Annotated in this window: 28 protein-coding genes and 2 tRNA genes; 20 read left to right on the top strand and 10 right to left on the bottom strand. The window is 59.4% G+C overall.

Features of this window, described 5'->3' with window-relative positions; translation table 11 throughout:
* Positions 1 to 284 precede the first annotated feature (284 nt).
* From EO087_RS01730 to EO087_RS01690, 9 genes are all read left to right on the top strand, one after another.
* The gene (locus tag EO087_RS01730; protein ID WP_128897365.1) at positions 285 to 560 is read left to right on the top strand and encodes a hypothetical protein; all 276 of its coding nucleotides are present in this window, start codon (positions 285 to 287) and stop codon (positions 558 to 560) included.
* A complete protein-coding gene (locus EO087_RS01725) occupies positions 557 to 958 on the top strand; it encodes a VVA0879 family protein (protein WP_304988488.1) in 402 nt (133 codons plus the stop codon). The genes EO087_RS01730 and EO087_RS01725 overlap by 4 nt, the downstream gene beginning before the upstream one ends.
* Positions 955 to 1,251 (top strand): hypothetical protein, encoded by a 297-nt coding sequence (locus EO087_RS01720; RefSeq protein WP_128897363.1) that lies wholly within the window; start codon positions 955 to 957, stop codon positions 1,249 to 1,251. The genes EO087_RS01725 and EO087_RS01720 overlap by 4 nt, the downstream gene beginning before the upstream one ends.
* Positions 1,248 to 1,454 carry a hypothetical protein gene (locus EO087_RS01715; protein ID WP_128897362.1) on the top strand — a complete coding sequence of 69 codons (207 nt, stop codon included), beginning with the start codon at positions 1,248 to 1,250 and terminating at the stop codon, positions 1,452 to 1,454. The genes EO087_RS01720 and EO087_RS01715 overlap by 4 nt, the downstream gene beginning before the upstream one ends.
* A gap of 220 nt (positions 1,455 to 1,674) precedes the next feature.
* Positions 1,675 to 1,905, top strand: a complete 231-nt coding sequence (locus EO087_RS01710; protein ID WP_128897361.1) for a hypothetical protein — start codon at positions 1,675 to 1,677, stop codon at positions 1,903 to 1,905.
* Positions 1,898 to 2,260, top strand: coding sequence for a hypothetical protein (locus tag EO087_RS01705; RefSeq protein WP_240669098.1), 363 nt, complete (start codon positions 1,898 to 1,900; stop codon positions 2,258 to 2,260). Before EO087_RS01710 ends, EO087_RS01705 begins: the two co-directional genes overlap by 8 nt.
* A 14-nt stretch (positions 2,261 to 2,274) precedes the next feature.
* Positions 2,275 to 3,066, top strand: a complete 792-nt coding sequence (locus EO087_RS01700) for a DUF2303 family protein (protein ID WP_128897359.1) — start codon at positions 2,275 to 2,277, stop codon at positions 3,064 to 3,066.
* Positions 3,067 to 3,279: 213 nt separating this feature from the next.
* The gene (locus EO087_RS01695; protein ID WP_128897358.1) at positions 3,280 to 3,615 is read left to right on the top strand and encodes a hypothetical protein; all 336 of its coding nucleotides are present in this window, start codon (positions 3,280 to 3,282) and stop codon (positions 3,613 to 3,615) included.
* Positions 3,616 to 3,835: 220 nt separating this feature from the next.
* A complete protein-coding gene (locus EO087_RS01690; protein WP_128897357.1) occupies positions 3,836 to 5,557 on the top strand; it encodes a DNA cytosine methyltransferase in 1,722 nt (573 codons plus the stop codon).
* A gap of 11 nt (positions 5,558 to 5,568) precedes the next feature.
* Here EO087_RS01690 and EO087_RS01685 read toward each other — a convergent pair whose 3' ends face one another.
* Positions 5,569 to 5,853, bottom strand: coding sequence for a hypothetical protein (locus EO087_RS01685; protein WP_128897356.1), 285 nt, complete (start codon positions 5,851 to 5,853; stop codon positions 5,569 to 5,571).
* A 395-nt stretch (positions 5,854 to 6,248) separates the two neighbouring features.
* Between EO087_RS01685 and EO087_RS01675 the strand changes: the two genes are divergently transcribed.
* On the top strand, positions 6,249 to 6,461 hold the full coding sequence (locus EO087_RS01675) for a hypothetical protein (RefSeq protein ID WP_205744498.1): 213 nt from the start codon (positions 6,249 to 6,251) through the stop codon (positions 6,459 to 6,461).
* Positions 6,458 to 7,594, top strand: coding sequence for an integrase (locus EO087_RS01670; RefSeq protein ID WP_128897354.1), 1,137 nt, complete (start codon positions 6,458 to 6,460; stop codon positions 7,592 to 7,594). Before EO087_RS01675 ends, EO087_RS01670 begins: the two co-directional genes overlap by 4 nt.
* Before the next feature lie 69 nt (positions 7,595 to 7,663).
* On the opposite strand, the gene EO087_RS01665 is transcribed toward EO087_RS01670, so the two are convergent.
* The 7 genes from EO087_RS01665 to grxC all read right to left on the bottom strand — a co-directional run bounded on the left by EO087_RS01665 (position 7,664) and on the right by grxC (position 12,396).
* Positions 7,664 to 7,739: transfer RNA gene (locus EO087_RS01665), tRNA-Thr, on the bottom strand.
* A 133-nt stretch (positions 7,740 to 7,872) separates the two neighbouring features.
* On the bottom strand, positions 7,873 to 8,565 hold the full coding sequence (locus EO087_RS01660) for an SPOR domain-containing protein (RefSeq protein ID WP_128897353.1): 693 nt from the start codon (positions 8,563 to 8,565) through the stop codon (positions 7,873 to 7,875).
* A 30-nt stretch (positions 8,566 to 8,595) separates the two neighbouring features.
* A complete protein-coding gene (locus EO087_RS01655) occupies positions 8,596 to 9,354 on the bottom strand; it encodes a type III pantothenate kinase (protein WP_128897352.1) in 759 nt (252 codons plus the stop codon).
* Positions 9,351 to 10,322 carry a biotin--[acetyl-CoA-carboxylase] ligase gene (locus EO087_RS01650; RefSeq protein ID WP_128897351.1) on the bottom strand — a complete coding sequence of 324 codons (972 nt, stop codon included), beginning with the start codon at positions 10,320 to 10,322 and terminating at the stop codon, positions 9,351 to 9,353. Before EO087_RS01650 ends, EO087_RS01655 begins: the two co-directional genes overlap by 4 nt.
* Positions 10,323 to 10,504: 182 nt before the next feature.
* Positions 10,505 to 11,518 (bottom strand): isocitrate dehydrogenase, encoded by a 1,014-nt coding sequence (locus EO087_RS01645; protein ID WP_128897350.1) that lies wholly within the window; start codon positions 11,516 to 11,518, stop codon positions 10,505 to 10,507.
* A gap of 225 nt (positions 11,519 to 11,743) precedes the next feature.
* A complete protein-coding gene (locus EO087_RS01640; RefSeq protein ID WP_128897349.1) occupies positions 11,744 to 12,136 on the bottom strand; it encodes a carboxymuconolactone decarboxylase family protein in 393 nt (130 codons plus the stop codon).
* Positions 12,133 to 12,396: a glutaredoxin 3 gene (gene grxC / locus EO087_RS01635; protein WP_128897348.1), complete on the bottom strand. Its 264-nt coding sequence runs from the start codon at positions 12,394 to 12,396 to the stop codon at positions 12,133 to 12,135. The genes EO087_RS01640 and grxC overlap by 4 nt, the downstream gene beginning before the upstream one ends.
* A 116-nt stretch (positions 12,397 to 12,512) precedes the next feature.
* On the opposite strand from grxC, the gene EO087_RS01630 reads away from it, so the two are divergent.
* The 3 genes from EO087_RS01630 (at position 12,513) to phoR (ending at position 16,435) form a co-directional block, all read left to right on the top strand.
* Complete coding sequence (locus EO087_RS01630; protein ID WP_128897347.1) at positions 12,513 to 14,216, top strand: M48 family metalloprotease; 1,704 nt, start codon at positions 12,513 to 12,515, stop codon at positions 14,214 to 14,216.
* 109 nt (positions 14,217 to 14,325) lie between these two features.
* Positions 14,326 to 15,015 (top strand): phosphate regulon transcriptional regulator PhoB, encoded by a 690-nt coding sequence (phoB, locus tag EO087_RS01625; protein WP_128897346.1) that lies wholly within the window; start codon positions 14,326 to 14,328, stop codon positions 15,013 to 15,015.
* 358 nt (positions 15,016 to 15,373) lie between these two features.
* Positions 15,374 to 16,435 (top strand): phosphate regulon sensor histidine kinase PhoR, encoded by a 1,062-nt coding sequence (gene phoR, locus EO087_RS01620; protein ID WP_240669166.1) that lies wholly within the window; start codon positions 15,374 to 15,376, stop codon positions 16,433 to 16,435.
* 228 nt (positions 16,436 to 16,663) lie between these two features.
* On the opposite strand, the gene EO087_RS01615 is transcribed toward phoR, so the two are convergent.
* Positions 16,664 to 17,824 carry an acyl-CoA dehydrogenase family protein gene (locus EO087_RS01615; protein WP_128897344.1) on the bottom strand — a complete coding sequence of 387 codons (1,161 nt, stop codon included), beginning with the start codon at positions 17,822 to 17,824 and terminating at the stop codon, positions 16,664 to 16,666.
* 327 nt (positions 17,825 to 18,151) lie between these two features.
* On the opposite strand from EO087_RS01615, the gene EO087_RS01605 reads away from it, so the two are divergent.
* From EO087_RS01605 to metH, 3 genes are read left to right on the top strand one after another with little or no spacing between them, the layout of a single operon-like run.
* A complete protein-coding gene (locus tag EO087_RS01605) occupies positions 18,152 to 19,078 on the top strand; it encodes a metalloregulator ArsR/SmtB family transcription factor (protein WP_128897343.1) in 927 nt (308 codons plus the stop codon).
* Positions 19,079 to 19,089: 11 nt separating this feature from the next.
* Positions 19,090 to 20,175, top strand: coding sequence for a homocysteine S-methyltransferase family protein (locus EO087_RS01600; RefSeq protein ID WP_128897342.1), 1,086 nt, complete (start codon positions 19,090 to 19,092; stop codon positions 20,173 to 20,175).
* Positions 20,172 to 22,862 (top strand): methionine synthase, encoded by a 2,691-nt coding sequence (gene metH / locus EO087_RS01595; protein WP_128897341.1) that lies wholly within the window; start codon positions 20,172 to 20,174, stop codon positions 22,860 to 22,862. The genes EO087_RS01600 and metH overlap by 4 nt, the downstream gene beginning before the upstream one ends.
* A gap of 32 nt (positions 22,863 to 22,894) precedes the next feature.
* Here the strand turns inward: metH and EO087_RS01590 are convergent, their stop codons facing one another.
* Positions 22,895 to 23,227 (bottom strand): lipid-A-disaccharide synthase N-terminal domain-containing protein, encoded by a 333-nt coding sequence (locus EO087_RS01590; protein ID WP_128897340.1) that lies wholly within the window; start codon positions 23,225 to 23,227, stop codon positions 22,895 to 22,897.
* Between the two features lie 130 nt (positions 23,228 to 23,357).
* Between EO087_RS01590 and EO087_RS01585 the strand changes: the two genes are divergently transcribed.
* The 3 genes from EO087_RS01585 (at position 23,358) to EO087_RS01575 (ending at position 24,635) form a co-directional block, all read left to right on the top strand.
* Positions 23,358 to 23,432 (top strand) — tRNA-Val (locus tag EO087_RS01585).
* 227 nt (positions 23,433 to 23,659) lie between these two features.
* A complete protein-coding gene (locus EO087_RS01580) occupies positions 23,660 to 23,902 on the top strand; it encodes a hypothetical protein (RefSeq protein WP_128897339.1) in 243 nt (80 codons plus the stop codon).
* Positions 23,903 to 24,434: 532 nt separating this feature from the next.
* Entirely contained in the window at positions 24,435 to 24,635 is a 201-nt protein-coding gene (locus EO087_RS01575; RefSeq protein WP_128897338.1) for a hypothetical protein, read from the top strand.
* Positions 24,636 to 24,652: the final 17 nt, after the last annotated feature.

The raw sequence follows: 24,652 nt of genomic DNA, 5'->3' as shown, positions 1-24,652 counted from the left end.
CCGTTGTGACTGTTTCGCGCAAAAACTGCTGCGATGCTTCGCGATCACTCGAAGTCATTGCGTTTCTAGCATGTGAACCGACCGCAAAATGTCGGAGCCAATACAAGCTTCGTGTAGGCCAACACCATGTTCGTGTAGGCGAGCCGTTGGGCTGATGGCCAGGTCAACTTGGCGAGATAAATTTACCTTTTAGGTATTGACACAAATATACCTCACAGGTAACTTTTGCTCGCGGTCGCGCTGGAGATGACTTAGCGACCCCGTGGCCAACAGTAGGAACGCTCATGAACACACCTGAAGTCATTACCGTTTTCGACCACCTGCACACCAACGCCAAAACCGGTACCGCAAGCTGGTGGGGTGAAACAGACGAAGCACTCGCCAACGGCGCCCGCCAAACCGTCCAAGCCGTACTGAAAGCTGCCGAGCCCTTCGCCGACCTGTTCGGTAAACACGCGAACACCATCAACGATCCCATCACCGAACACGCACGCGTGGTACGCATGTCGGATGTGCATGCGTTGCGTATGGCGCTGATTGATGCGCGGGGGTTTGTATGACTAAGCCAGCCCGCACTCTTAAGCGCCTCTCTCTTGACGAGTTTCATTCCTTGCTGGACGGCCAGGGTGTCGCTGAAGAAGACATCGCCCTTATCTGTCCAAGGTGCGAATGCGTGCAATCCGCACGTGACCTGATTACCGCCGGGGCCGGGGCAACACCTGCAGCAGTCGCACGCTATTTTGGGTTTTCCTGTGTCGGCCGCTTTACTGGCGCACCAGGACCGCGCAACGTGCCAGATGGCAACCCGTGTGATTGGACGCTGGGTGGATTGTTCTCGCTGCATCGGTTGGAAGTGGTAACCGATGATGGTGTCGTGCATCCCTGCTTTGAACCTGCCACGCCGGAACAGGCGCAAATGCACGCGGCATGCTCTATCGCTGAAAAGGACTTTGCATGACCACACAGTCGCAGACGATAGATGTGCTGGCGGTGATGGATCATTTCCGCCGCCTCGCCGGTGAAAGGGCATCCATCACCGATGAATGCACATTCAAAAATGCCCGCGAAGCCATCGCCGAACTGATCTTCGCAGACAAGGTTCTCGTTGCTGCCCAAGAAGCGCACACGCAGCTTTTGAGAGGTAACGACTACGCCTTCAGCAACGGCCACGCGGCCCTCAGCCAGGCACGCATCCACGCCGCCAATGTGGTACGCAAGGCGGCCATTACACGCATTCGGAGTGGATCATGAGCGTTTATCCCTACGACCTATTCATTATGCGGCGCTCTGTGCGTCGCGCCACGAATGGCGCCAGCCGCGACACGATACGCCGTGGCGAACGCATCGCGATGGATTGCCTGGAGCATGGCCGCAGCCGCGCGGAGTCCATCACGGCCGGCACGGCCTACATCCGGCGCACAGTGCGCGAGCGCTCACGCGGAGATGCTGCGTAATGAGTGTCTACAGTGACCTTTACGACTACCCACCCGGCGAACGGATAAAACTATTGCAGCGCGAATGCATTCTACGCATGCGTGATGCCGTGCGCGAGTGGGATGTCATCCATTCACTGGTTACGCTAGTCGCAGAGGGCTCCCTCCCCTCTCTCCACCATGCGCTTACTCCTGAAGTGTATGCCTCTGCGGCTGGCCCTCTTCTGGAGCAAGCAACGTGATGGCCCTACCCATTTTCCACACTCATCACCGGCGCATGGACGGCTGCACGCCACCGACACCCGCCGAACGTATGGCCCGCTACAGCGGACGTTATGCCGCCGAGATCCGGCAGCGCGAGAACCAGAGCGTGGCGCCACCGCGCGCCCGCGTCATCGATGGTCGCTTGGTGCTGATAGCACTGGACGACCAGCCCACACCAAAAGCCAATGCGGAAACCCATCATGTCTAATACAGCAAATAACCTTGTGGACATCATCAACGACCTTGACGCAGGCGTGTTCGCGCAAAAAATGGAACGCGCCATGTTCGACGTGGCACAAGGCGTCATCGACACCAGCAAGAGCGGCAAGGTCACCATCTCGTTCGAATTCAAGCGGATTGCCAGCAGTAATCAGGTGGCGGTCAAGCACAAGCTGGAATTCCTCAAGCCCACCAAAAACGGCAAGTCGCGGGAAGAAAACACCACCGAAACACCCATGCACGTAGGTGTGCGCGGCAAGCTTTCACTGTTCCCGGAATCGCAGCCCGAATTATTCGACCGGCAAGGTCATGGCTCACCGTCCGCTAGCGACGCGGCCCATTGAAAGGAACCCCATTGATGGATATCCAACTGATTCAACAGACCGCCGTGGATGCGGCCCGCGCCAACCGCCTGGCTGGCGAAGATCGCGCCGTGATCCTTCCCCAGGGCTGCGAGGTAAAGAGCCTCGAACATTTGATGGTGGGTCGCTCGCGCTACCGCGGCAAACTCGTCACAAGCACCCTTGCCGACTTCGTGTCTTATGTCAAAGCGCACGCGCCTGCCGATGCGTTTGTGGATATCGACCACATGGCGGCCACCGCTTTTTTCAATCTGGGCACATCCGACATGTCCGGCCACGGCGACTACACCGCAACCCTCAAATTGCCGCCCACCGCTGCCTTTTCCGCACTCAACCGGATCGACGGCCAAAAGCTGACGCAGAAAGACCTGGCCGAATGGCTCGAAGACTGGCACGAATTTCTGACCGCCGAGTATGCGGAAGGTGACGCAACGCTGGCCCGCGCCATTACCGCCGTGCGCAAGGTCACCGTCAAATCCATCACCGAAAACAGCACCACCGTGACCAATGTCTCGTCGGCGCGCTCGACCATGGAAGAAATCGAAGCGAAGTCCGACAACGGCTTACCGGCCGGCTTCAACTTCGTATGCGAACCGTATCTCGGTCTCACCCCGCGTACGTTCCGCCTGGTTTTTTCCGTCATCACCAAAGACGACAAACCCGTGTTCGCCATGCGCTGGCAGCAGCGTGAAGCAACGATCGAAAAGATCGCGAAGGAGTTCAAGTCGGTGCTGGCAGAGCAACTTGGCGATGCCGCTGTGCTGACTATCGGCACATTTCAACCGTAGGCGGCGCCGAGGCCGGCGGCATATCCGGCCACTTCTGAAAATCCGGCAGGGCTTCGACCCTCGTTTTCTGGCTGATGCAAACCGGATAGCACAGCCCCCCAAGGGCCACGGGGAGAAGGGTGCGGAACGTCGGTCCACTCAGCAGGCCCCAAAACCTAGACGTGACAGCCGGGAGAGACCGGCACCCTCTCCAATCCCAGTAAGGGTTTCTCCATGAAAACACTCATCTTCGGCGGATATGGCGATGACACCTTCGGCGAACTGACACCAGGTGGCGACGACTACGACAACTGCGCCAGCGGCGACCCCATTGAATGGCTGGTGGAGTCCGTCAGCGAATGCAGCAGTCTGATCGTGTTCGGCCAATACACGCCCTCTCATGCAACCGGTTGGCTTGTAGGTGTGGCGCCGCGTGACCAAGCCGGGGATGACTTGCCGGTACCGGCGTGGCCTATCCGCATCAAGCCAAACCCTACGCGTCCCTTTGAGTTTGCGCTGGAAATCGATGTACCGGATGACACTGCAATCCGCTGCTTACAGGGCGGATAACAGGAGGCAATCCCGAAGCGCCCGCGAGGGCGGCGCAGAGGAATCCCCGCCACCCGGGACCCGAGCGCGGCATGTGGTGGCAGCCGCCAGCGGCACAAGGCTGGATCGCGACCGGAGCAGATAGCCGGTGACAGTGCGCAGAGTGCGCTCACCTGCTGGACAAGAGAACGCCAGCGCCGGACGAGAGTAACCGGCCCCTGATACTGAACAGAACGGACCCATGGCAGACGGCAATATCACCACCGCTCGCACAAAGACAAAGGTGCGCAAGACGCTGATCGCCGACCTGTGGTGCGGCGCGGGTGGCACCATCACCGGCGCCGTGCGCGCGGCAAAGCAGATGGGCATGCAATTGGAAGTCGTGTCGGTCAACCATTGGCCCACGGCTATCGAGACGCATGCACGCAACTATCCTGGCTGCCGCCATCACTGCGCCGATCTTGAAAACGCCCGGCCTTTGGAACTGGTCCCGGAAGGCTACCTGGATGCATTGATCGCTTCACCCGCATGCACGTTCCACAGCCGTGCACGTGGCGGCAAGCCCGTGAACGATCAGCAGCGCATGGACCCGTGGCACGTCGTGCGCTGGTGTACCGAACTGCGGGTGAAGCGGATCATGGTTGAGAACGTGCCCGAATTCATGAAATGGGGTCCGTGCAGCCTGGTCACCGGGCGGCCGATTCCTTCCCGTGAAGGCGAATACTTCCGCGCTTGGTGTGACGCACTGCGCGCGATCGGCTTTCGCCTCGACTATCGCGTTATCTGCTGCGCCAATTACGGCGACGCCACGACACGCGAACGGTTCTTTCTGATCGGGTGCAGCGACGCTAAACCGCTGCGCTGGCCTGAGCCCACGCACGCCCGAAGCGCCACCGCCGATCTACTCGGCTCCCGCCAGCAATGGCGCGGTGCCGTCGAAATCATCGACTGGTCGACGCCGGGCAAATCCATATTCAGGCGCAAGAAGCCCCTGGCACCCAACACGCTGCGCCGCATTCTCGCAGGTGCGAAGCGATACCAGTGGCCTGAGCCATACATCGAAGCACTGCAAGCACTGCTGGATGGTCACGAGCCCGTATTGGACGTACCGGGCGAAGCGGTAGACCCGATCCTGTTGCACTTACGCGGTACGCGCCCCGAGCAGTTGCAGCGATCGGCGAAGGACATCAGTCAGCCGATACCCACACTCACGGCCGGCGGCGAGCATGTCGGTCTGGTCATGGCGTTCGGCTCCGGCGGCACTGCGCGGGAGCTTTCAGAACCAGTGCCCACGATCACCACAGGTGGGAACGGCGCATCACCGCATTTCATTGAGCCGCTACTGGTGTCGCCGCCCAATGGCTTCCAGATTCGCGGAGCCCAGAGCACGGAGCAGCCTGTACCAGCAGCCACCACACGCGGCGCCGGCTACATGACCACTTCCATCCTGGCGCCTTACTACAGCAGCGGCAGCGGCCTCACTGCGCAATCCGTGCAACAACCTGTGCCAGCCATCACCACCAAGGGACGGTTCGGCATGGCCGAGCCTGTGATGATCCGCACCGACCAGACCGGCAGCGGACCGAATGCCGTACGTAGCGCCAACGACCCCGTGCACACGGTTGTGAGCAAGCAGAACGCCGGCGTGGCCCAGCCGTTCGTATTTCCCCTCACGCATCACGGCGAATGCCGCGTCTACAGCGTAGACGATCCTCTCCGCACAGTTACAGGCGCCAACCGTGGCGAGTTGGCTATCGCCCGGCCTGCTGCCGACACGTACCGCATCGACATCCTCTACCGGATGCTCAACTACCGAGAGCTCGCACGCGCGATGTCATTCGATGATGGCGATGAAGTGTACGACTTCGCCGGCAACAACACCGAAATCACCAAGCAAATCGGTAACGCCGTGCCATGCCGCACCGCGGCCGCGCTGTTTCGTGCGCTGATGGAGGACGCATGAATTCGCTATCGCTAGATGTCGCAGGGATCCATTCCGTTCCGCCTCAACCACTCGTGAACGGCACCCATTGCGTTGCCGATGGCCGTTTCGGCAGAACTTCTATCATCAGTAACTCCTTGGTGAAGCGGCGTGCGCGAGGCATCAGCTGCGCCTTCATACAGCTTCCATTTCGCACTAAAAACGTGTTGATGACTAGGAGTCACTGCTATTTCGTTAACGGTCACAAGCACCTGCTTGCCATCTGGGAACTCGAAAACCTTGAAGTGCCATTCGTCGACAATTATGCGCGCAAACATATACCTATCCTCGCTCAGATTGTGCTGCCAACAATGAACTCCACCTTGCGAGGATTCAATGGCTGATCAGAGCAAAATTGAATGGACCGATGTCACTTGGAACTCATTGCGCGGCTGCTCGCGATTTTCGGAGGGATGCACGCATTGCTGTGCCGAGCACGCCGCCGACCGCCTCCTCGATGGCGTCAAACACAACGCTTATCCGGAGTAATTGGCATGAGCTTAATGATGGAACAGCGGAACAATTGCGACAGCCACACCAACCACTGCCACCCCCACGCTCACCCATGCCGCGCTTTGACTGAGTGCGCTGTTGACGGCGTAATCGACACCGCAATGGCTATTTGCAACCCGCCTACAGATAGTGGAAGCCAATAAGTCATAAGACTTACGTTATGAGCCCCAATCATCACATCGTCCCAGCAAAGCAACTGCGCGAGCTTTCTGGTAAGAGCACGGCAACCGCGATAAAGCGCTGGGCGAGCCAGCAAGGCATTCGCGTGCTCGATGGGGCAGAAGGCCCATGGACGACAATCGAGGCGCTAAATGCAGCCCTTGGCGTGAAAGAAGCAAGCAACGACCAGGCCTACAGCCCCGACATCCTATGACCCGTGGCAGAAAGCGAAAGCACGAGCCCACCATTCCGGGGCACATCGATCAAAAGAAGATCCCGAAGGGAATCTATTGGGATCGACGCGACAAGGTTTGGTACACCATTCAACACACCCCGAAGGCGCGTCGTCAACGTGTCACCGGGCCAAATGCGCTTCTTTCCGAGTTGCACAAAATCAGCGAAGAGCTTTCAGGCGTCAACAAAAAGAGCCTTGCTTGGCTGCTGGAGCAATTTCACGGAAGCCGACAGTTCAAAGAGCTTGCAGCGCGCACGCAGGCCAATTACACCTATCTCGCTCGCATCACGAAGGCCACCACGACCGCAATCGGGCCGCTTGGCACGCTCGACGTCGCCCGCATGACCCCCGAATTTTGGCAGCGCCTGGTTGATCGCATCGCCAACGACACCCCGACCCAAGCTAACCAGATCCTGCGTTACGTGCGCCGCGTGTTTCGCTGGGGTGTCAACCGCGGCCACTGCAATCACAACCCTGCACAGGGGGTCGAACAGGCCAAAGAGCGCCAACAGCGTCGTCTGCCAGCCGCCGAGGTCTATGCGCGCGTGCTGCAATTTGCGCAGGCGCGCGGGGAGCGCGCTGCGCACTCTGAGGGTAGCGTGGCGCCCTACCTGTGGATCGCCATGGAGCTGGCGTACCTGTTGAGGCTGCGGGGCATTGAGGTTATTACGTTGACCGACGCCAACGCATCCCAGGAAGGTGTCACCACCAACCGGCGCAAAGGCAGTCGCGATAACGTAGTGCGGTGGTCACCGCGACTGCGCAGCGTATGGGATGCGGCCGTGGCATATAGAAAACAGGCGGTGACGAAACACGCGCGCCCGACGCCGCTATTGCCCAGAGATCATTTCTTGCTGGTCTCGCAGAAGGGTACGCCGCTACGCAAATCAAGCTTGGACACCGCCTGGCAACGGCTCATGATCACAGCCATGCGCGAAGGCATCCTCACTGCCGAGCAGCGCTTCTCCCTCCATGACCTAAAGCGCAAAGGCATCACCGACACGCCTGGCACACGCGCCGATAAGCAGCTTGCCAGCGGCCACCGGGACCAATCCATGCTCGACGTGTACGACCTGAGTTTGCCCGTCGTAGACCCATCGGTACCGGATTGAATTTTACGGGTAATTTTACGGTTGAGACGGTTTCTTGAACCTGCGCCAACCCTAACCCACTGAAAAAACTGGTGCCGACAGTCTGACTCGAACAGACGACCTACCGCTTACAAGGCGGTTGCTCTACCAACTGAGCTATGCCGGCACGGCCCAACAGTTTATGCGATCTTATGGCATCTGTCCGCCCGTCATCCTCGACGGCCAGGGCGAAACTAGCGCATGTCCTCCGTCACACCTGGTTTGTAAGTATGCAAAGATATCGAGGGCAGCAGCTCGCCTCAAAAACAGCCAGTACTGTGCAAACCGATGCCCGGATCGTGAATCTGGCTGCGCCAGTCGAAGTGGTTGCTGTCGACCGGGATCAGGTCCAGCCAGTATTCCAGCACGGTTTCGGTGCGCTCGCTCATCTGAACTTGAAAACCGGCTGCGTCGATGTCATCGCGCCGCTTGCGTGCGTTAGCAGGATCCTTGAACAAGCCCAATGACACAGTGTTCTGGTTATCGCCGGAGCCCACCACGAAGTAATCTTGGATGTTGTGCGCGCCGAGCTGACGCGCCCGGGCCAGTGCCATCGCATGATTCGGGCTGGGCGGCAGATGGACCCACCAACCCTTGGTCTGGGTGGCCTGTTCCTGCCGTGTGCGCATGCGCTGCACTTGCGAACCTAGCGCGTTGCGGGCGATGCGCAGGTCTTCTTGGGTTGCGAACGGCCCCAAGGCCATGCAGGCGTAACTGAGCGCATTCGGGGACGCCGAGCTTGACGTATTCGTGGCCGCTGATGCGGATGCCACGACGAAAGCTGTGTGCGCCGACGTCACCGCGGGCGCTGGCAATTCGGACAGGAGTCGCAGTTTCGGCACGCCTGGATCGGTGGCGAAATGGGCATGCGTTTCGTTCTGGCCCAGCAGCAGCCATGCGCCGACGGCAATATTGAGGGCAATCAGCACCACGAACAACAGGCGAAAGAACATCGGCCATCCACCGTCTTGGGGCGATCGATTTTAGGGCGAGCCGGGAACCGGGTGTGATTCGACCCACACAAGCAGGCCACGCAACACGCTATCGACGGCAACCTCAGCGGGCATATCCAGCAAGGGCAGCAGTGCATCGGCACCCCCACCATCCAGCAGCAGGCGCAGTGCGCCGTGCGGATACTGGCTGGCGATATTTCTCGCGAAGCGTTCGATCAGCGCGGCCGCGGCGTGCCAACAACCCGACATCACGGCATCAGCGGTGTTATTCGCCACATAGCGTATCGCGCCGGGATGTTCGGGGCGTACCCGTGCAGTCGCGCCGAGCAGGGATTGCTGCATCAACCATGGACCCGGCGCAATCAAGCCGCCCAAATGCTGGCCGTCTGCGGTCAGCGCATCAAGTGTAAGTGCTGTACCGATGCCTGCCATGATACAAGGTGCGTGCCCCGACGCATAAGCCGCAACCATCGCCAGGAAGCGATCCACGCCAAGGTTCTGAGGTTCGGCATACGCGTTGTGCACGCCGCATGCTTCGGTGGGTGTCTGCACCCATGCGATGTCGCGCGCAAAAATATCTTTGACGATGGCTTCAAGCTGTGCTTCGCGTGCTGTATCCACCACCGATGCGCCCAATACACATCGTGGTGATGCCAGGGACTTCCAAGCTGGAATGAGCACTGCGGTAACACCTTCATTCCATCCCACAGCGCCGTGTGCGGACCAGCCATCGCCCTTTGCCATGGCCCATTTCAAGCGGGTATTGCCAAGATCGAGCAGGAGTTTCATGCGCGGCGCACCGTTACGTCAGCACTGTCGATGCGCTGCATGCCGGCTGCCGTTCTGACCTGCAATGCGCCGCGCACATCAATGCCAGCCCCCACGCCATCGAATTCACCAGCCGCACTACTGATGCGTAGCGGGACACCATGCAAGGCATCGTGTTCGGCGTAATCGTCGACAAAGGCCGCAAAACCAGCGCGCTCGAATTGATCCAAACCTTCAACCAGGCTGGCAATCAGGGTTGCCGCCATGCGATTGCGATCGGGTGGCACACCATGAGTGAGCATGGCGAGATCGCTCACGGGCTGCCTTGCCTGCTCACGCAGCGCCTCAGTCAGGCGCAGATTGAGGCCAATCCCGACAATCGCTGCGCACGGTCCCTGATATTCGCCACTCAGTTCCACCAGGATGCCCGCCAATTTGCCTCCCTCGGCAAGCACATCGTTGGGCCACTTTAGGCGCGGACCGACAATGCCCAGTGCGTGCACTGCGCGCAACACGATTACGCCAGTCGCCAGCGATAAACCCGAAAGCGAAGCAAAGCCCGCGTCGAAACGCTTGAGGCACGACACATACAGATTCAAGCCAGGCGGCGAGAGCCAGCTTCGCCCTCGCCTGCCACGTCCTGCTGTCTGCGTCTCAGCCATCACGATGCTGAAATCTGGAGCGGCGCTGCCGCGGCGCTGCAATTCACTGGAGGTGGAGTCGATCTCCCAGTAAAGATCCAGCGCACCGATCCGGCGTGCTATCACGACCGGCAATTCGGCACGGATGCTCGACTCATCCAGCATCTGGATCGGCCACGGCAACTGGTAACCCGCTGAGCCTACCGACTCGATAGGTACACCGCGATGGCGCAAAGCTTCGATTTGTTTCCAGATGGCGGCCCGGGTCAAACCCGCTTCGGCGGCCAGGCGAGAACCCGAAAGAGCCTCGCCGGTAGCCAGGATGGCCAGAATTTGTTGCGGTTGCATAGTCTCAATATTCCAGGAGCGGCACTTCTGCCGAGTAGCGCGGAGGGTTGCCCCGCCACGACCGGGTCGCCGGAGGCGGTCGCCCGCCTCCTGCGACCACAGAACGTAGCGTGCGGTTTTCCCGCACTACGCTCTTCGGAGGTTGTAGCCACTTTCATCATGGATGACACGGTCATCTCGATTTAGTGTTTGAGTCGTTTCGCAATCGCTTCGCCAAAACTCTGCGTGGTGCCTTTGCCGCCCAAATCCGGCGTGACATGCTCACGATCGTTCGCCATCGTGTCGCGGATCGCATCGCGCAGTTTTCTGCCTTTGTCCACCATGCCCAGGTGATCGAGCATATCGGCCGCGGCGAGCAGCAGCGCGCACGGATTGGCGATGCCCTTGCCGGCAATGTCCGGCGCGGAGCCGTGTACGGCTTCGAAAATGGCCGCGTGCTCGCCGATGTTGTCGCCCGGCGCAAGACCGAGGCCGCCGACCAGACCTGCACACAGGTCGGAAAGAATGTCACCGAACAGGTTGGTGGTGACGATCACGTCGAACTGTTCTGGACGCATCACCAATTGCATGCAGGCGTTGTCCACGATCATCTCGTTGAACTCGATCTGCGGGTATTCCTTGGCAATGTCACGCGCCACGTTGAGGAACAGGCCCGAAGCGGTCTTGATGATGTTGGCCTTGTGCACGGCCGTGACTTTCTTGCGGCCCCTCTTCACCGCTATCTCGAACGCATAGCGCACGATGCGCGCACTGCCCTTACGTGTGTTGCGGATCATCGAAATGGCCACTTCACCGTCGTCCGACAGCGTCTGACCTTCGGCCAGATAAGCACCTTCGGTATTCTCGCGCACGGTGATCAGATCGACATGCTCATAGCGCGCCTTGGTGCCCGGGAAGCTGATGGCCGGACGCACGTTTGCGTACAGGTCAAAATGACGACGTAACGTGACATTGATCGAAGTAAAGCCACCGCCGACTGGCGTGGTCAACGGACCCTTCAATGCCACCTGGTGCTTGGTGATCGTATCGAGCGTAGCCTTGGGCAGCAGGTCGCCATGCTTTTCCAGCGCGATCATGCCGGCTTCGACCGTGTCGTAGCTCAGGCCGCACTCCATCGCATCGAGCACGCGCAGCGTGGCGGTCATGATCTCCGGGCCGATGCCATCGCCCGGGATCACCGCAATGGTCTTGCTCATGAGAGGGAACTCCTTGGAATGAAGCTGGGAAACCGGCGCACAAGGGAGAGAGGCGCCTGGTTGAAATCCGCTCAATTATCCCTGATACGCCTGTCGGCGAACAGCCCGAAGGCACTTGGAAACGTTGCAAATGCTCGTATGGAGCATCGCCTTAAATCGAACGATCGTAGCTTGGGGTGCAAACCCCAACATGGCACGGATGAGAGTTATGTTGGGTTTTGCACCCTACGCGTGGTCGCCGCACCCAATACCCTGTCCCGTCATATCACCCAACTCCAGTCGATCCAGAAAATCCACGGCCCGGCGCAGATGCGGAATGACGATTGAACCACCCACCACCAGCCCCACGCTAAATACTTCGAAGAATTCCTCGCGACTTACGCCCACCTCCTTGCACTGCGCCACGTGATAGCTGATGCAATCGTCGCAACGCAGCACCATCGAGGCGACCAAGCCAAGCATCTCCTTGGTCTTCACGTCCAGCACACCAGCCTTGTACGTCTGCGTATCAAGCGCGAAGAAGCGACGCACCACCTGGTGGTCTTCGGCCAGGATGCGCTCGTTCATGCGCTGGCGGAATGAGGTGAATTCGGCGACGCGATCCTTTTCCGTACTCATGCCACTTCACCCAGCCATTGCGCCAGCTTGCCACTGCGATCGGCGGCGACCAAATCGTCGTACCCGCCAACGTGCTGATTGTTGATGAAGATCTGCGGCACACTGCGGCGACCACCGCTGCGCGCAAGCATGATGTCACGCTGCGCCAGATCGGTATCCACGCGTACCTCCTCCCAGCTCAGACCCTTAGCCTTCAGCAGGTTCTTGGTCACCACGCAATAGGGGCATACTGCGGTGGAATAGACTTCGATCTTGGGCATTGCAGGACTCCGAAATTACTTGCGCCGTAAATGGCGGCGACAACCTTTGAAAACAAGTCGCTTGATACTGAACTGCAACACGACGGAAAGGTCTTAAATGGTACTGTCATTGACCTATGACCATGGCACTACGACATCTCCGTAAACGCCTGCTGACCGCGCTCGCGCTGGCTGGGCTGACCTTTGTGGTCGGCGCCCAGGACAAGCCTGACAATGTCCGGCTGCCCGACCTTGGCAGCTCGGCCAATGCACTGATTTCGCCGCAGGAAGCCCAGGATTACGGCGCTATGCTGCAGCAGCAGATGCGTGCGCTGGACATGGTCGTGAACGATCCGCTGTTGGACGACTACATCAACAATCTCGGCTTCCGGCTGGCATCGAACTCCGCCAAGCCAAAGGATCACTTCGCTTTCTTCATCGTCAAGGATCCGGTGATCAACGCGTTCTCCGCACCTGGCGGCTATATCGGCGTCAATGCTGGCTTGATCATCATCACCCGCAGCGAGGACGAACTCGCCGCGGTGATGGCGCACGAAATTGGCCACATCACACAAAACCATCTGCAGCGCGCGTATGAATCGGTCAAAAAAGACACCCCACTCATGGCGCTGGTAGCGCTTGGTGCGATCGCCGCCGGCGGTGCTGCTGGAGGCCAGGCCGCAGCAGCGGCCTTGCTGGGTGGGCAGGGTGCCATCATGCAGAAGGAAATCAACTTCACCCGCAAGGATGAAGCCGAGGCGGATCGCACTGGCATCATGACGCTGTCCAAGGCAGGCTTCGATCCCAATGCCATGGCGGGCTTTTTCGGGCGCATGGAAGATGTCATGAGCGCCGACTCTGGCGGCATCAATGTGCCTTCGCTACTGCAGGATCACCCGGTCACCGCCCAGCGCATCGCCGATGCCAAGGCACGCGCCAGCGCGCTGATCACCGAACAGAAATCGCTACCCACCGGCAATCTGCTCGATAAATCCAGTTGGGCCAAGCAGACCGCGCCGATCGCCTACGTGAAGGATCCCACCACCCTGCTCACCGCCAGCAATGGCCAGCCCAGCCCCAACAACTACCTGCTGATGCGCGAACGTGTGCGCGTGTTGTCTGGCGACCCATACCGCATGGCCAGCTATTACAGCGAACTGCTAGGCCGCAAGGACGGCAGTTTCAAGACCCTTGAGAACTATTACGGCTATGCGCTGGCCCTTACCCACAGCGGCCAAGGCGCCAAGGCGATTCCGCCGTTGCAGCCCCTGCTCGACAAATACCCGGACAACCTGGTGTTGCGTCTGGCCATGGCCGACGCCCGCTTCCAGGCCGGCCAGCGGGCCGCCGCGCTGGATATCTACGCCGCGCTCAACGCCCAGTCGCCGCGCAACAAGGCGATCGGCGTCGCCTATGCCAATGCGCTGACCGTCGGCGGCACCAAGGCCCAGGCCAGCCAGGCCGCCGATATGCTGCGCCCGATGCTGGAGGATACCGATGAGCCAGACCTCTTCACGGCCTATGCCCGCGCCAGCGAAAAGGCCGGCGACAGCGTGCGGGCCGGCGAAGCCTATGCCCAGGCCAGCTACCTGTCGGGCCGGCCGTTCGACGCCATGGAACAGCTCAAGACCTTGCTCAAGCGCTCCGATCTGGATTATTACGCCCGGGCTCGCATCCAGGCCCATATCACCGAACTCACCCCGCTGGTGATGGAACTGCGCAAGCGTCGAGTGGCCACGGATGACAATCCGGATGGCAACAACCAGACCCAGCAGCAGTTCGGTTCCCATGGCGCATGTAGCGGGCACCCTTGTTTCGGTCTGGGGAACGGTTCGCCTTGACGTAGGGGCCTTCCCCCTGATCAGGACGGGATTTTCACGCAGTGTCATTGTCACGTAACATTTCACCGCTGCAATATTTGCGTCACAGGCCAACCTCATCGGACTTAGCGTGCACAAACGCATCCTTATTGTTGAAGACGAAGCTTCCATCCGCGACATGGTCGCCTTCGCCCTGCGCAAAGCCGGTATGGATACCGCGCAAGCCGCGGACGCACGCACGGCCCAGATGTCCATTGCCGAACAGGTTCCAGACCTGATCCTGCTCGACTGGATGCTGCCCGGCACCAGCGGCCTAGACCTTGCCCGCCGGCTGCGCAAGGAAGAACTGAGCCGCGAAGTCCCCATCATCATGCTGACCGCGCGCGGCGAGGAAATGGACCGCGTCAACGGCCTGGAAGCGGGTGTCGATGACTATGTGGTCAAGCCCTTCTCCACCCGCGAGCTGATCGCCCGCATCAAGGCCGTGCTGCGCCGCAGCCAGGGCGATGATGGCTCGGGTATGGTTGAGCTGGGCCGGCTGCGCATCGATGGTCCAGCGCACCGCGTGTTCGCGGGCGACGGACCGGTACCGATCGGCCCGACCGAATACCGTCTGCTGTACTTCTTCATGACCCATCCGGAACGCGTCTACTCACGCGCGCAGTTGCTTGACCACGTGTGGGGCGGCAGCGTGTACGTGGAAGAGCGCACGGTGGATGTGCACATTCGTCGCCTGCGCAAGACGCTCGAGCCGTGGAAGCTCGAGGACATGGTGCAGACGGTCCGGGGCGCTGGCTATCGATTCTCTACCAGCCACTGAAAGAGCTGAGGAGTGAGGGAGAGAAGTGAAAAATATGAGAGAGGCAAGAACGCGCTGCGCTCGGCCTCTCTCTCGTTGATCGATCCTCCCTGCTCACTCCTCCCTGCTCACTCCTGACCAAGCCATGCCAGCAGCGTCACGCACCTGGAAACTCCCGCTTGCCCTGTTCGGCGGCTTGTTCGTGGGCGGCCTCGCCGGTTGGCTTGCCGGCGGCTACGTAGCAACCAGCGTGGCGCTTGCCGCTGTAGCAGAGATTGTCTTGCTACTGACGCACTTGCGTCACATTGCTAAGCCCATGATGAGTTCACCCTCCCCCGCTTCACCAGCAAACTCCGACCCATCCCGGCATGACCGATTCATGATGCGCTCCCAACGCCTAGCCGCCAATCTGCATGATCTGCGCCGCGCCGCTGGCAACCTGCCGGATGCCATCGTGCTGCTCGACCAAGACCAGCGCGTACACTGGTTCAACCATGCTGCGGAAAGCCTGCTTGGCCTGCGCCGTCCGCAAGATCGCGGCGTGCTGCTAAAAGACAGGATGTACAACTCCGAACTGGCTGGCTGGCTGCAGGAACCCTCACCGGAACCGTTGAACGATGTCAGCGCACCAGGCCAACCCAGTCGCCACATCAACGTGACTTTGCTGCCGTTTGGTCAGCGCCAGCATCTGCTGCTAGCACGCGATATCAGCCATATGTCCCGCCTGGAGCAGATCCGCCGTGACTTCGTGGCGAACGTGTCGCACGAATTGCGCACACCGCTTACCGTCATTCACGGTTATCTCGAACTGCTCGATCCGGAAGACGTACCGCACCTGGCGCCGGTGCTCAGCGAAATGCGCGCGCAATCCAAGCGCATGGGTCAGATTGTGGAAGATCTGCTGACCTTGTCGCGCCTGGAAACCCAGGATCACGTCGCCGAAGAACGCGTGCCGATAACGCCGCTGCTGGCCACCCTGCGCAAGGAGGCCGAAGCGTTGAGTCAGGGCCGTCATAGCATCACTGTCGAATCCACCGCCGAGCTCGATCTGCTGGGTTCGCAGAAAGACCTGCACAGCGCGCTATCCAACCTGGTCAGCAACGCCGTGCGCTATACGCCCACCGGTGGCCGCATTACCATCCGCTGGGAACGCACCGCGGAAGGCGCCAATTACTCGGTGATCGATACCGGTTATGGCATTCCCGCCGATCATCTGTCACGGCTCACCGAACGCTTCTACCGTGTCTCGTCCAGCCGTTCGCGCGACAGCGGCGGCACGGGCCTGGGCCTGTCCATTGTCAAGCATGTGCTGGGTCTGCATCAGGCGCGCCTGGACATCCGCAGCACCCCGGGCCAAGGCTCCACCTTCACCTGTTGCTTTGGCCGTGAACGGCTGCTGACGCCTGAAGTGCACGAAAACAAGTCGCTGGAAAGCGCTTGAGGCGTAGAGAACCGGGGCTAAGAACCTGTTTGCAATCTTTTCGTTATCTTCAATCATTGGGCGAAGCAGACGTGCTTACGATCTTCTGAGCAAGAGTGCCAAGAAGGCGAAGAGCTCGTAGTCGGCTTATTTGGCTATGTGTTAACTTGGGTAGATGGGTGACTACCTAAAACGTCCAAACTAGGATCTGAGGTTCTGCGGCCCTATGGCCGCAGAACCTGCGAGCCATCAACGCAGACCGGTCTCGGCACGCGCAATCACCATGCGCTGGATCTCGCTGGTACCTTCGTAGATTTCGGTGATCTTCGCGTCGCGGAAGTAGCGCTCCAACGGCATTTCCTTGGAATAACCCATGCCGCCATGAATTTGCACCGCCTGGTGCGCGATCCACATCGCGGCTTCCGACGCCACCAGCTTGGCCACCGACGCCTCGGTACCAAAACGACCACCGTTCTTTTCCGCCTCGTCCTTGGCCCAGGCGGCGCGCAAGGTCAGCAAGGTGGCCGCATCGAGCTTGCACTTCATATCGGCGATCTTTGTCTGCGTCATCTGGAAGGTGCCGATCGGATGGCCGAAGGCTTTGCGGTCGCGCGACCACTGCAGCGTGGCTTCGTATGCGGCGCGCGCAATACCCACGGCCTGCGACGCAATACCGATGCGGCCGGCGTCGAGTACCCCCATGGCGATGGAGAAACCCTTGCCCTGGGCACCCAACAGGTCGTCTTTCGAGCAGACGTATTCGCTGAACTCGATTTCGCAGGTAGCCGATGCGCGAATACCGAGCTTGGGCTCAATCTTGCCGGCATGAAAGCCCGGCTTCTGCGTATCGATAATGAAGGCCGACACACCTTTGGCGCCGATGCCTGGCGTGGTGATGGCAAACAACACCATGTAGCGTGCGACCGGACCGGAAGTGATCCAGCTCTTCTTGCCGTTGATTACCCAGTTACCATCGGCATTCTTCGACGCGCGTGTGTGCATAGCCGAGGCATCCGAACCCGATTGCGATTCCGTCAACGCATACGCACCGATCGCCTCGCCCTGCGCGATCGCACGCACGTATCTCTGCTTCTGTTCTTCCGTCCCATGCTTGAGGATGCCGTTGCAGAACAGCGAGTTGTTGACCGACATGACAGTGGAAGTGGCCGCATCGGCCGCGGCAATCTCGATCATTGCCAGCACATAGCTGATCGGATCCATGCCAGCACCACCATACCCATGCGGCACTTCAATGCCCATCAGGCCGAGCTGACCCATCTCCCGGATGTTGTCCAGCGGAAACTCGCCCTTGGCATCGAACTCCGCCGCCACCGGCACGATGCGCTTCTGCGCAAAATCGCGGGCAATGGCCTGGATGGAAAGCTGGTCTTCGGTGAAACGGAAATCCATGAGCGGCTCCGGGGAACAAGACGGGGAAAGCCCCTTATTTTAGCGTGAGGGATAACCAAGCCTTGTTGCGGGGCAGCAGAAACTGTGGCGGTAGTCCTGAAAGACATGCACAAGGGAACTTGAAAACGCTCGAAATCCCGCGTGTTGCGTGTAACGACTGTCAGCTTATGAATGATTGCTGCAGCGGAGATCATGGCATCTTCATTCACAGTAAATGCAACAGCCCCGAAAACGGATATGTGTAACTGCCCTCCTTACTCTTCCTTGACTCCCCTCGCGTCCCCGCCTACCCTTTCTCATCTCTATATCGCGATATAAGGATGCACGATGGATCTGGCGACTGCCTCCAGCGTGTTGCGCCTGCTGGCCGACCCCACTCGCGTAAGGCTGCTGGCCCTGCTGGAACGCGAGGAATTGACCGTGGCGGAACTGGCCGCGGTCCTGCACCTTGCACAGCCACGCGTATCGACCCATCTTGCCAAGCTCAAGGAAGCCGAGTTGGTGCGTGATCGCCGGGCAGGCGTTTCGGCTTATTACCGCGCCAATAGTGAAAGCGATGAGCACCAGCATGCGCTGATCCGCTCGCTGCGCGAAAGCATCGACGATGCCCTGTTGCGCGAAGACGCCGCACGCCTGCCCATCGTGCTGGTCCAACGTGCACGTGAAGAGGGCTGGGCCGACACTGTCGCTGGTGACATGGAACGCCATTACTCGCCCGGCCGCACCTGGGAAACCCTGACCCGCTCGCTGCTGCAACTGCTCGAAACCGGCGATGTGCTGGACATCGCATCCGGCGACGGCATCACGGCGGAATTGCTCGCACCGCATGCACGTTCCATTGTCTGCGTGGACGCGAGCGAACGCGTGGTGGAGGCGGCATCCAAGCGGCTCGCCCATTTCGACAACGTCGAAGTCCGACACGGCGACATGCATGCACTGTCACTGGAAACCCATCACTTCGACCTCGTGCTGATGCTGCACGCACTCACCTATTCCGAGCATCCCAGCAAGGCACTCACCGAAGCTGCACGCGTGCTGCGCCCCGGTGGAAGGTTGCTGGCCGTGACGCTCGGCAAGCATGATCACCCCGCCGTCGTGGCGCCGTTCGATCATCGCAACCTGGGCTTTACCCAGCAGGATCTGACCAAGCTTGCCACCCAGGCCAAGCTTGATGTCATCCATTGCAATCGACTCAGCCGCGAACGCAAGGCGCCGCATTTTGAAGTGATCAGCCTGCTTGCGCGCAAGCCGTAAGGAGTTTCCTCATGAGCACCCTCTCCTGGCTCCATCCTGACCGTGTTGCATCGCTCGAAGCCGTTTTGCGCGAACGTATCCTGATCCTCGACGGCGGCATGGGCACTATGCTGCAAGGCCATCGCTTGGACGAAGATGGTTTTCGCGGTGCGCGTTTCGTGGATGGACGCGACAGCGACCACATGCACCATCACGATCATCCCGGTGCTTGCGACCTGAAAGGCAACAACGATCTGCTGACGCTGACCCAGCCGGACATCATCCGCGATGTGCACGAGGCATATCTGGAAGCCGGCGCGGACCTGGTCGAAACCAACACCTTCAACTCTACGCGTATCAGTCAAGCGGATTACCACCTGGAACATCTCGCCTACGAATTAAATCGCGAAGGTGCAAAGCTGGCGCGCGCAGCCTGCGATGCCTTTACCGCCAAAACACCGGCCAAGCCGCGCTTCGTCATTGGCATCCTCGGCCCCACCAGCCGCACCGCTTCACTTTCACCGGACGTCAATGATCCAGGCTTTCGTAACGTCACCTTCGAAGAGTTGGTCAGCAACTACAACGAGGCGGCCTGCGGACTGGTCGATGGTGGCGCCGACATGATCATGGTCGAGACCATCTTCGACACGCTCAATGCCAAAGCGGCCCTGTTCGCACTGAGCGAACTGTTCCGTGCACGCGGTCGCCGCCTGCCAGTGATGATCTCCGGCACCATCACCGATCGCTCCGGCCGCACACTGTCTGGCCAGACGGCCGAAGCGTTCTACTACTCCATCAAACATATCCGTCCGTTGTCGGTGGGCTTGAATTGCGCGCTGGGCGCGGCCGACCTGCGCCCACATCTGCAGACACTGGCCAATGTGGCTGAGTGCTTTGTCAGCACACATCCGAACGCCGGTTTACCCAATGCCTTTGGCGAATACGATGAAACACCAGCGCAAATGGCCTCGGTGATCGGCGGTTTTGCGCGCGATGGGCTGCTCAATATGGTGGGCGGCTGTTGCGGTACGACGCCCGCGCATATCAAAGCTATTGCGGAAGCGGTGCGCCCATACGCGCCTCGCGCCATGCCGTCCAAAGAGAAAGATGCGGTATGAACACCTCACGCCACACCTGCCTCTCCGGCCTGGAACCACTGGTCATCACCCCCGACCTGCTGTTTGTCAACGTCGGCGAGCGCACCAACGTCACCGGCTCAGCCCAATTCAAGAAGCTGATCAAAGAAGAGCGCTACGAAGAAGCGATCGACGTCGCGCGCCAGCAGGTTGCCAATGGCGCCCAAATCATCGACGTGAACATGGACGAAGGCCTGATCGATTCCGAGGCGGCAATGACGCGCTTCCTCAATCTGATCGCCGCCGAACCCGATATCGCACGCGTGCCAGTGATGGTCGACTCGTCCAAATGGACGGTGATCGAAGCAGGCCTGCGCTGCCTGCAAGGCAAAGGCGTGGTCAATTCGATCTCGATGAAGGAAGGCGAGGACATCTTCCTGGAGCACGCTCGCAAGGTGCTGGAATACGGCGCCGCCGTCGTCGTGATGGCGTTCGACGAACAGGGCCAGGCCGATACCTGCGCGCGCAAGGTGGAGATCTGTTCCCGCGCCTACCAACTGTTGACTGAAAAGCTCGATTTCCCACCGGAAGACATTATCTTCGACCCCAACATCTTCGCCATCGCCACCGGCATCGAGGAACACAACAACTACGCTGTGGATTTCATCGAAGCTACCCGCGAGTTGAAGAAACGCTTCCCGCTTAGTCACATCTCCGGCGGTGTATCCAACGTCTCATTCTCGTTTCGCGGCAACAACACGGTGCGCGAGGCGATCCACTCCGTGTTCCTGTACCACGCCATCAAGGCGGGCATGGACATGGGCATCGTCAACGCCGGCGCCTTGATGATCTACGACGACGTACCCGCACAATTGCGCGAACACGTCGAAGACGTGGTGCTCAATCGACGTTCCGATGCTACCGAACGCTTGCTGGACATTGCCGATCAGTACAAAGCCAAGAAAGGCGAAGTCGTTGTCGAGAACCTAGCCTGGCGCGAAAAGTCGGTACAGAACCGGCTTGCGCATGCACTCGTGCACGGCATCGACCAGTTCGTCGATGAAGACGCCGAAGAAGCACGCCAGCAGGCCAGCCGTCCGCTGGATGTGATCGAAGGCCCACTCATGGACGGCATGAACATCGTGGGCGATCTGTTTGGCGCCGGCAAGATGTTCCTGCCGCAGGTGGTGAAATCCGCCCGCGTGATGAAAAAGGCCGTGGCCTACCTGCTGCCATATATCGAAGAGGAAAAACTGCGCACCGGCGACGCTGGCAAGAACAACGGCACCATCGTGATGGCCACCGTGAAGGGCGATGTGCACGACATCGGCAAGAACATTGTCGGGGTGGTACTCCGCTGCAACAACTTCGAGGTGATCGATCTTGGCGTGATGGTACCAGCGCAAAAAATCCTGGACACAGCGCGTGAACACAACGCAGACATCATCGGCTTGTCTGGTCTGATCACGCCGTCGCTGGAAGAAATGAGCCAGGTCGCGCGCGAGATGCAGCGCCAAGACTTCAAGATTCCCTTGTTGATTGGCGGCGCCACCACCTCGCGCGCGCATACCGCGCTGAAAATTGAGCCCCACTACAAGGCGCCCACGGTATGGGTGAAGGACGCATCACGCGCCGTGGGCGTGGCGCAATCGCTGGTGAGCCAGGATCTGCTCGACAACTTCATGACGAAGATCCGCGCCGAGTACGCCGACATTCGCGAACGCCACAAGCATCGTGGCACAGCCAAGACCTTGGTGCCGCTGGAACATGCGCGCAACCAACGCTTCCAGGGCGACTGGGCCAACTACACGCCGCCACAGCCCAACAAGCCCGGCCTGACCGCTTTCGACCACTACGACCTTGCCGAACTGCGCGAATACATCGACTGGACCCCCTTCTTCCAAACGTGGGAACTGGCTGGCCGCTATCCGGCAATTCTCGGCGACGCGATGGTTGGCACGCAGGCCATCGAACTGTTTGCCGATGCACAAGCCATGCTCGACAAGATCATCGCCGAGCGCTGGCTAACCGCACGTGCCGTGATCGGCTTCTGGCCGGCACACCGTGTTGGTGATGACATCGTCTTGTCCTCACACGATGGCAAGAAAACGCATGACCTGCATCACCTTCGCCAACAAGCCGAAAAACCCGTCGAACGCCCCGACTTCTGTCTGTCCGACTTCATCGCCCCCAAAGAAGCAAACAAACAGGATTGGCTCGGCGGCTTTGCCGTCACCGCAGGCATCGGTATCGAACAACACGTTGCACGCTTTGAAGCAGCTCACGATGATTACTCCGCCATTCTGCTCAAAGCGCTGGCCGATCGACTGGCTGAAGCATTTGCCGAGCGCATGCATGAGCGCGTGCGCCGTGAATTCTGGGGATATCAGCCGAACGAAACGCTCGATAACGAAGCGCTGATCGACGAAAAATACCGTGGCATTCGCCCAGCCCCTGGCTATCCGGCCTGCCCGGACCACACGGAAAAAGCCACCCTATTCAAGTTGCTCAACGCACCTCACAACACAGGCATCGAGCTGACCGACAGTTTCGCGATGTATCCGACGGCGGCCGTGTCGGGCTGGTATTTCTCGCATCCCGACAGCCAGTACTTTGTGGTGGGGCGCATCACCCGCGAACAGGTTAACGATTACGCCAAGCGCAAAGGTTGGACACGCGAAGAAACCGAACGCTGGCTTGCACCCAATCTCGATTACGACCCCGAATAAATCGATACCATCACGTCATCACACCACACGACTCAGACTGTGTCGTCACCGGTAACGTTGTTCTTCTGGTGCCGCAGATGCACAACTAGATTGTAGACCGACACAAACACCGGAAAGAAGTTGGAAAGAATGCCCACCGAGTCGTTCTTGCCGAACACAAAATAAGCCAGCAATAAGGCACTGCCCGTTACCGACATCCACCAGAACGAAAGCGGCATCATCACCCGCTTATGTTTGCGGGTGTAGTAAAGCTGCACGAACCAGCGACCGGTGAACATCAAGGTACCCAGGTATCCCACTACTTTCCACGGAGTCAGGTGGAAGTTCTCTAGGGATTGCAGGATATGCGAAAGATCAACATGCATGGTGCGGGCTGCTTGGCAAGGGTAACGGGATATTTTAGCTACCCAATGCTTAGGACTGGCCCTGGAACGCCAAAAGCATCCCGACGATTGACCCGACTTGTCGTAATCCGTATAGTTTCGCGTTTACGGCGGGCGGTTAGCTCAGCGGTAGAGCACTGCCTTCACACGGCAGGTGTCACAAGTTCGATCCTTGTACCGCCCACCAACTTAGTCAAAGACTTAGGCCACCCCTCAGGTGGCCTTTTCGTTAGGTGATCGGACACTGGGCCCGATAGCACCCGATAGCACCCGATAGCGTGAATATCAGATCAAAAAGTTTCAGCAGTCGTGAATACGACTACTGCTAGTTTGTCGTCAGCGTGACGGCCGACGACAAACTAGCTCCCTCCGATTTAATGGCCTGAAGAAGTCGACGGTGAAGCCGGCATCTCCTTGGCAGTACCACTGCTGGCCGGCGGCATCATGGCACTATGCGATGTCGCTGGTGCGTTAACCGTCGCCGGGGCTACGGGTGCCGCTGGCGGCGGTGTTGACGGCTGGGAATTCCCTTCTCCACCGGCGGAAGGGGCCGCACCGCTGTTACCGTTGGGGTTGTTGCATCCGCCGATGGCCAATCCGATACAGGCGACTGCAATGCCAAATACCATGCGATTCATGAAATTTCTCCTGAAGTGACGACATGATTTTTTGCGTCGTGCCGTGTGGACTGTAACCGCTATCAAGCTGCATGCCTACTTTACCATTCCTGCCAGGCAGGTTTGCCTAACGGTGGCAGCCTCACGCAGCCCCTTGTATGCAAGCGTTTGTGTATTAAGTGTAAACGCACCCTTCAAAGTCAAACACCCGTCAGCAGCGGCACTGCTTTTGCTCAGGGCAGATTCATAAACGGGCGACACAACCTGGCGAAACGTGGTTTTCATGCCGTGTCGAAGTCCAGATGTGGCGGGAGCGCCGGCCGCAGAATGCGTGGCCAACATGAATCATTACATGCAAACGAACACCTTGTACGCATAACGCTCACAACTTCTTGCCTTGTTCTTGACGAACGTCGTTGCATGGTCACGCTGTGGATTGCGCAGGGAGTTGTTGCGCGTTTCGTGCAGAGTCTGCCCGAACGCTCCCACTGCAACGCCACACCAGCCTCTCATAATGAACACATAGACAAACGCAGCCGCGATGCGTTGCTTATGTTTCCCAGGAGATTTACATGACACCACTGGACAAGCCACTGAAGCGCCAGATCGACGTAGAAGGACAACCCTTCACCGTGACGCTGGATCCCACCGGCATCAAGATCACCAAAAAGGCCCATCGCAACGGGATGGAAGTCCGATGGGCTGATCTGATCAAGAATGACCCAACGCTAGTGGGTTCACCCGAATCCATGCCTGCCGTCTTCCACGCCTGAGATCCGGGGCAAAAGCG

Source organism: Dyella sp. M7H15-1 (assembly GCF_004114615.1).
Taxonomy (GTDB): Bacteria; Pseudomonadota; Gammaproteobacteria; order Xanthomonadales; family Rhodanobacteraceae; genus Dyella_B.
This window is presented reverse-complemented; position numbering and strand designations above follow the sequence as displayed.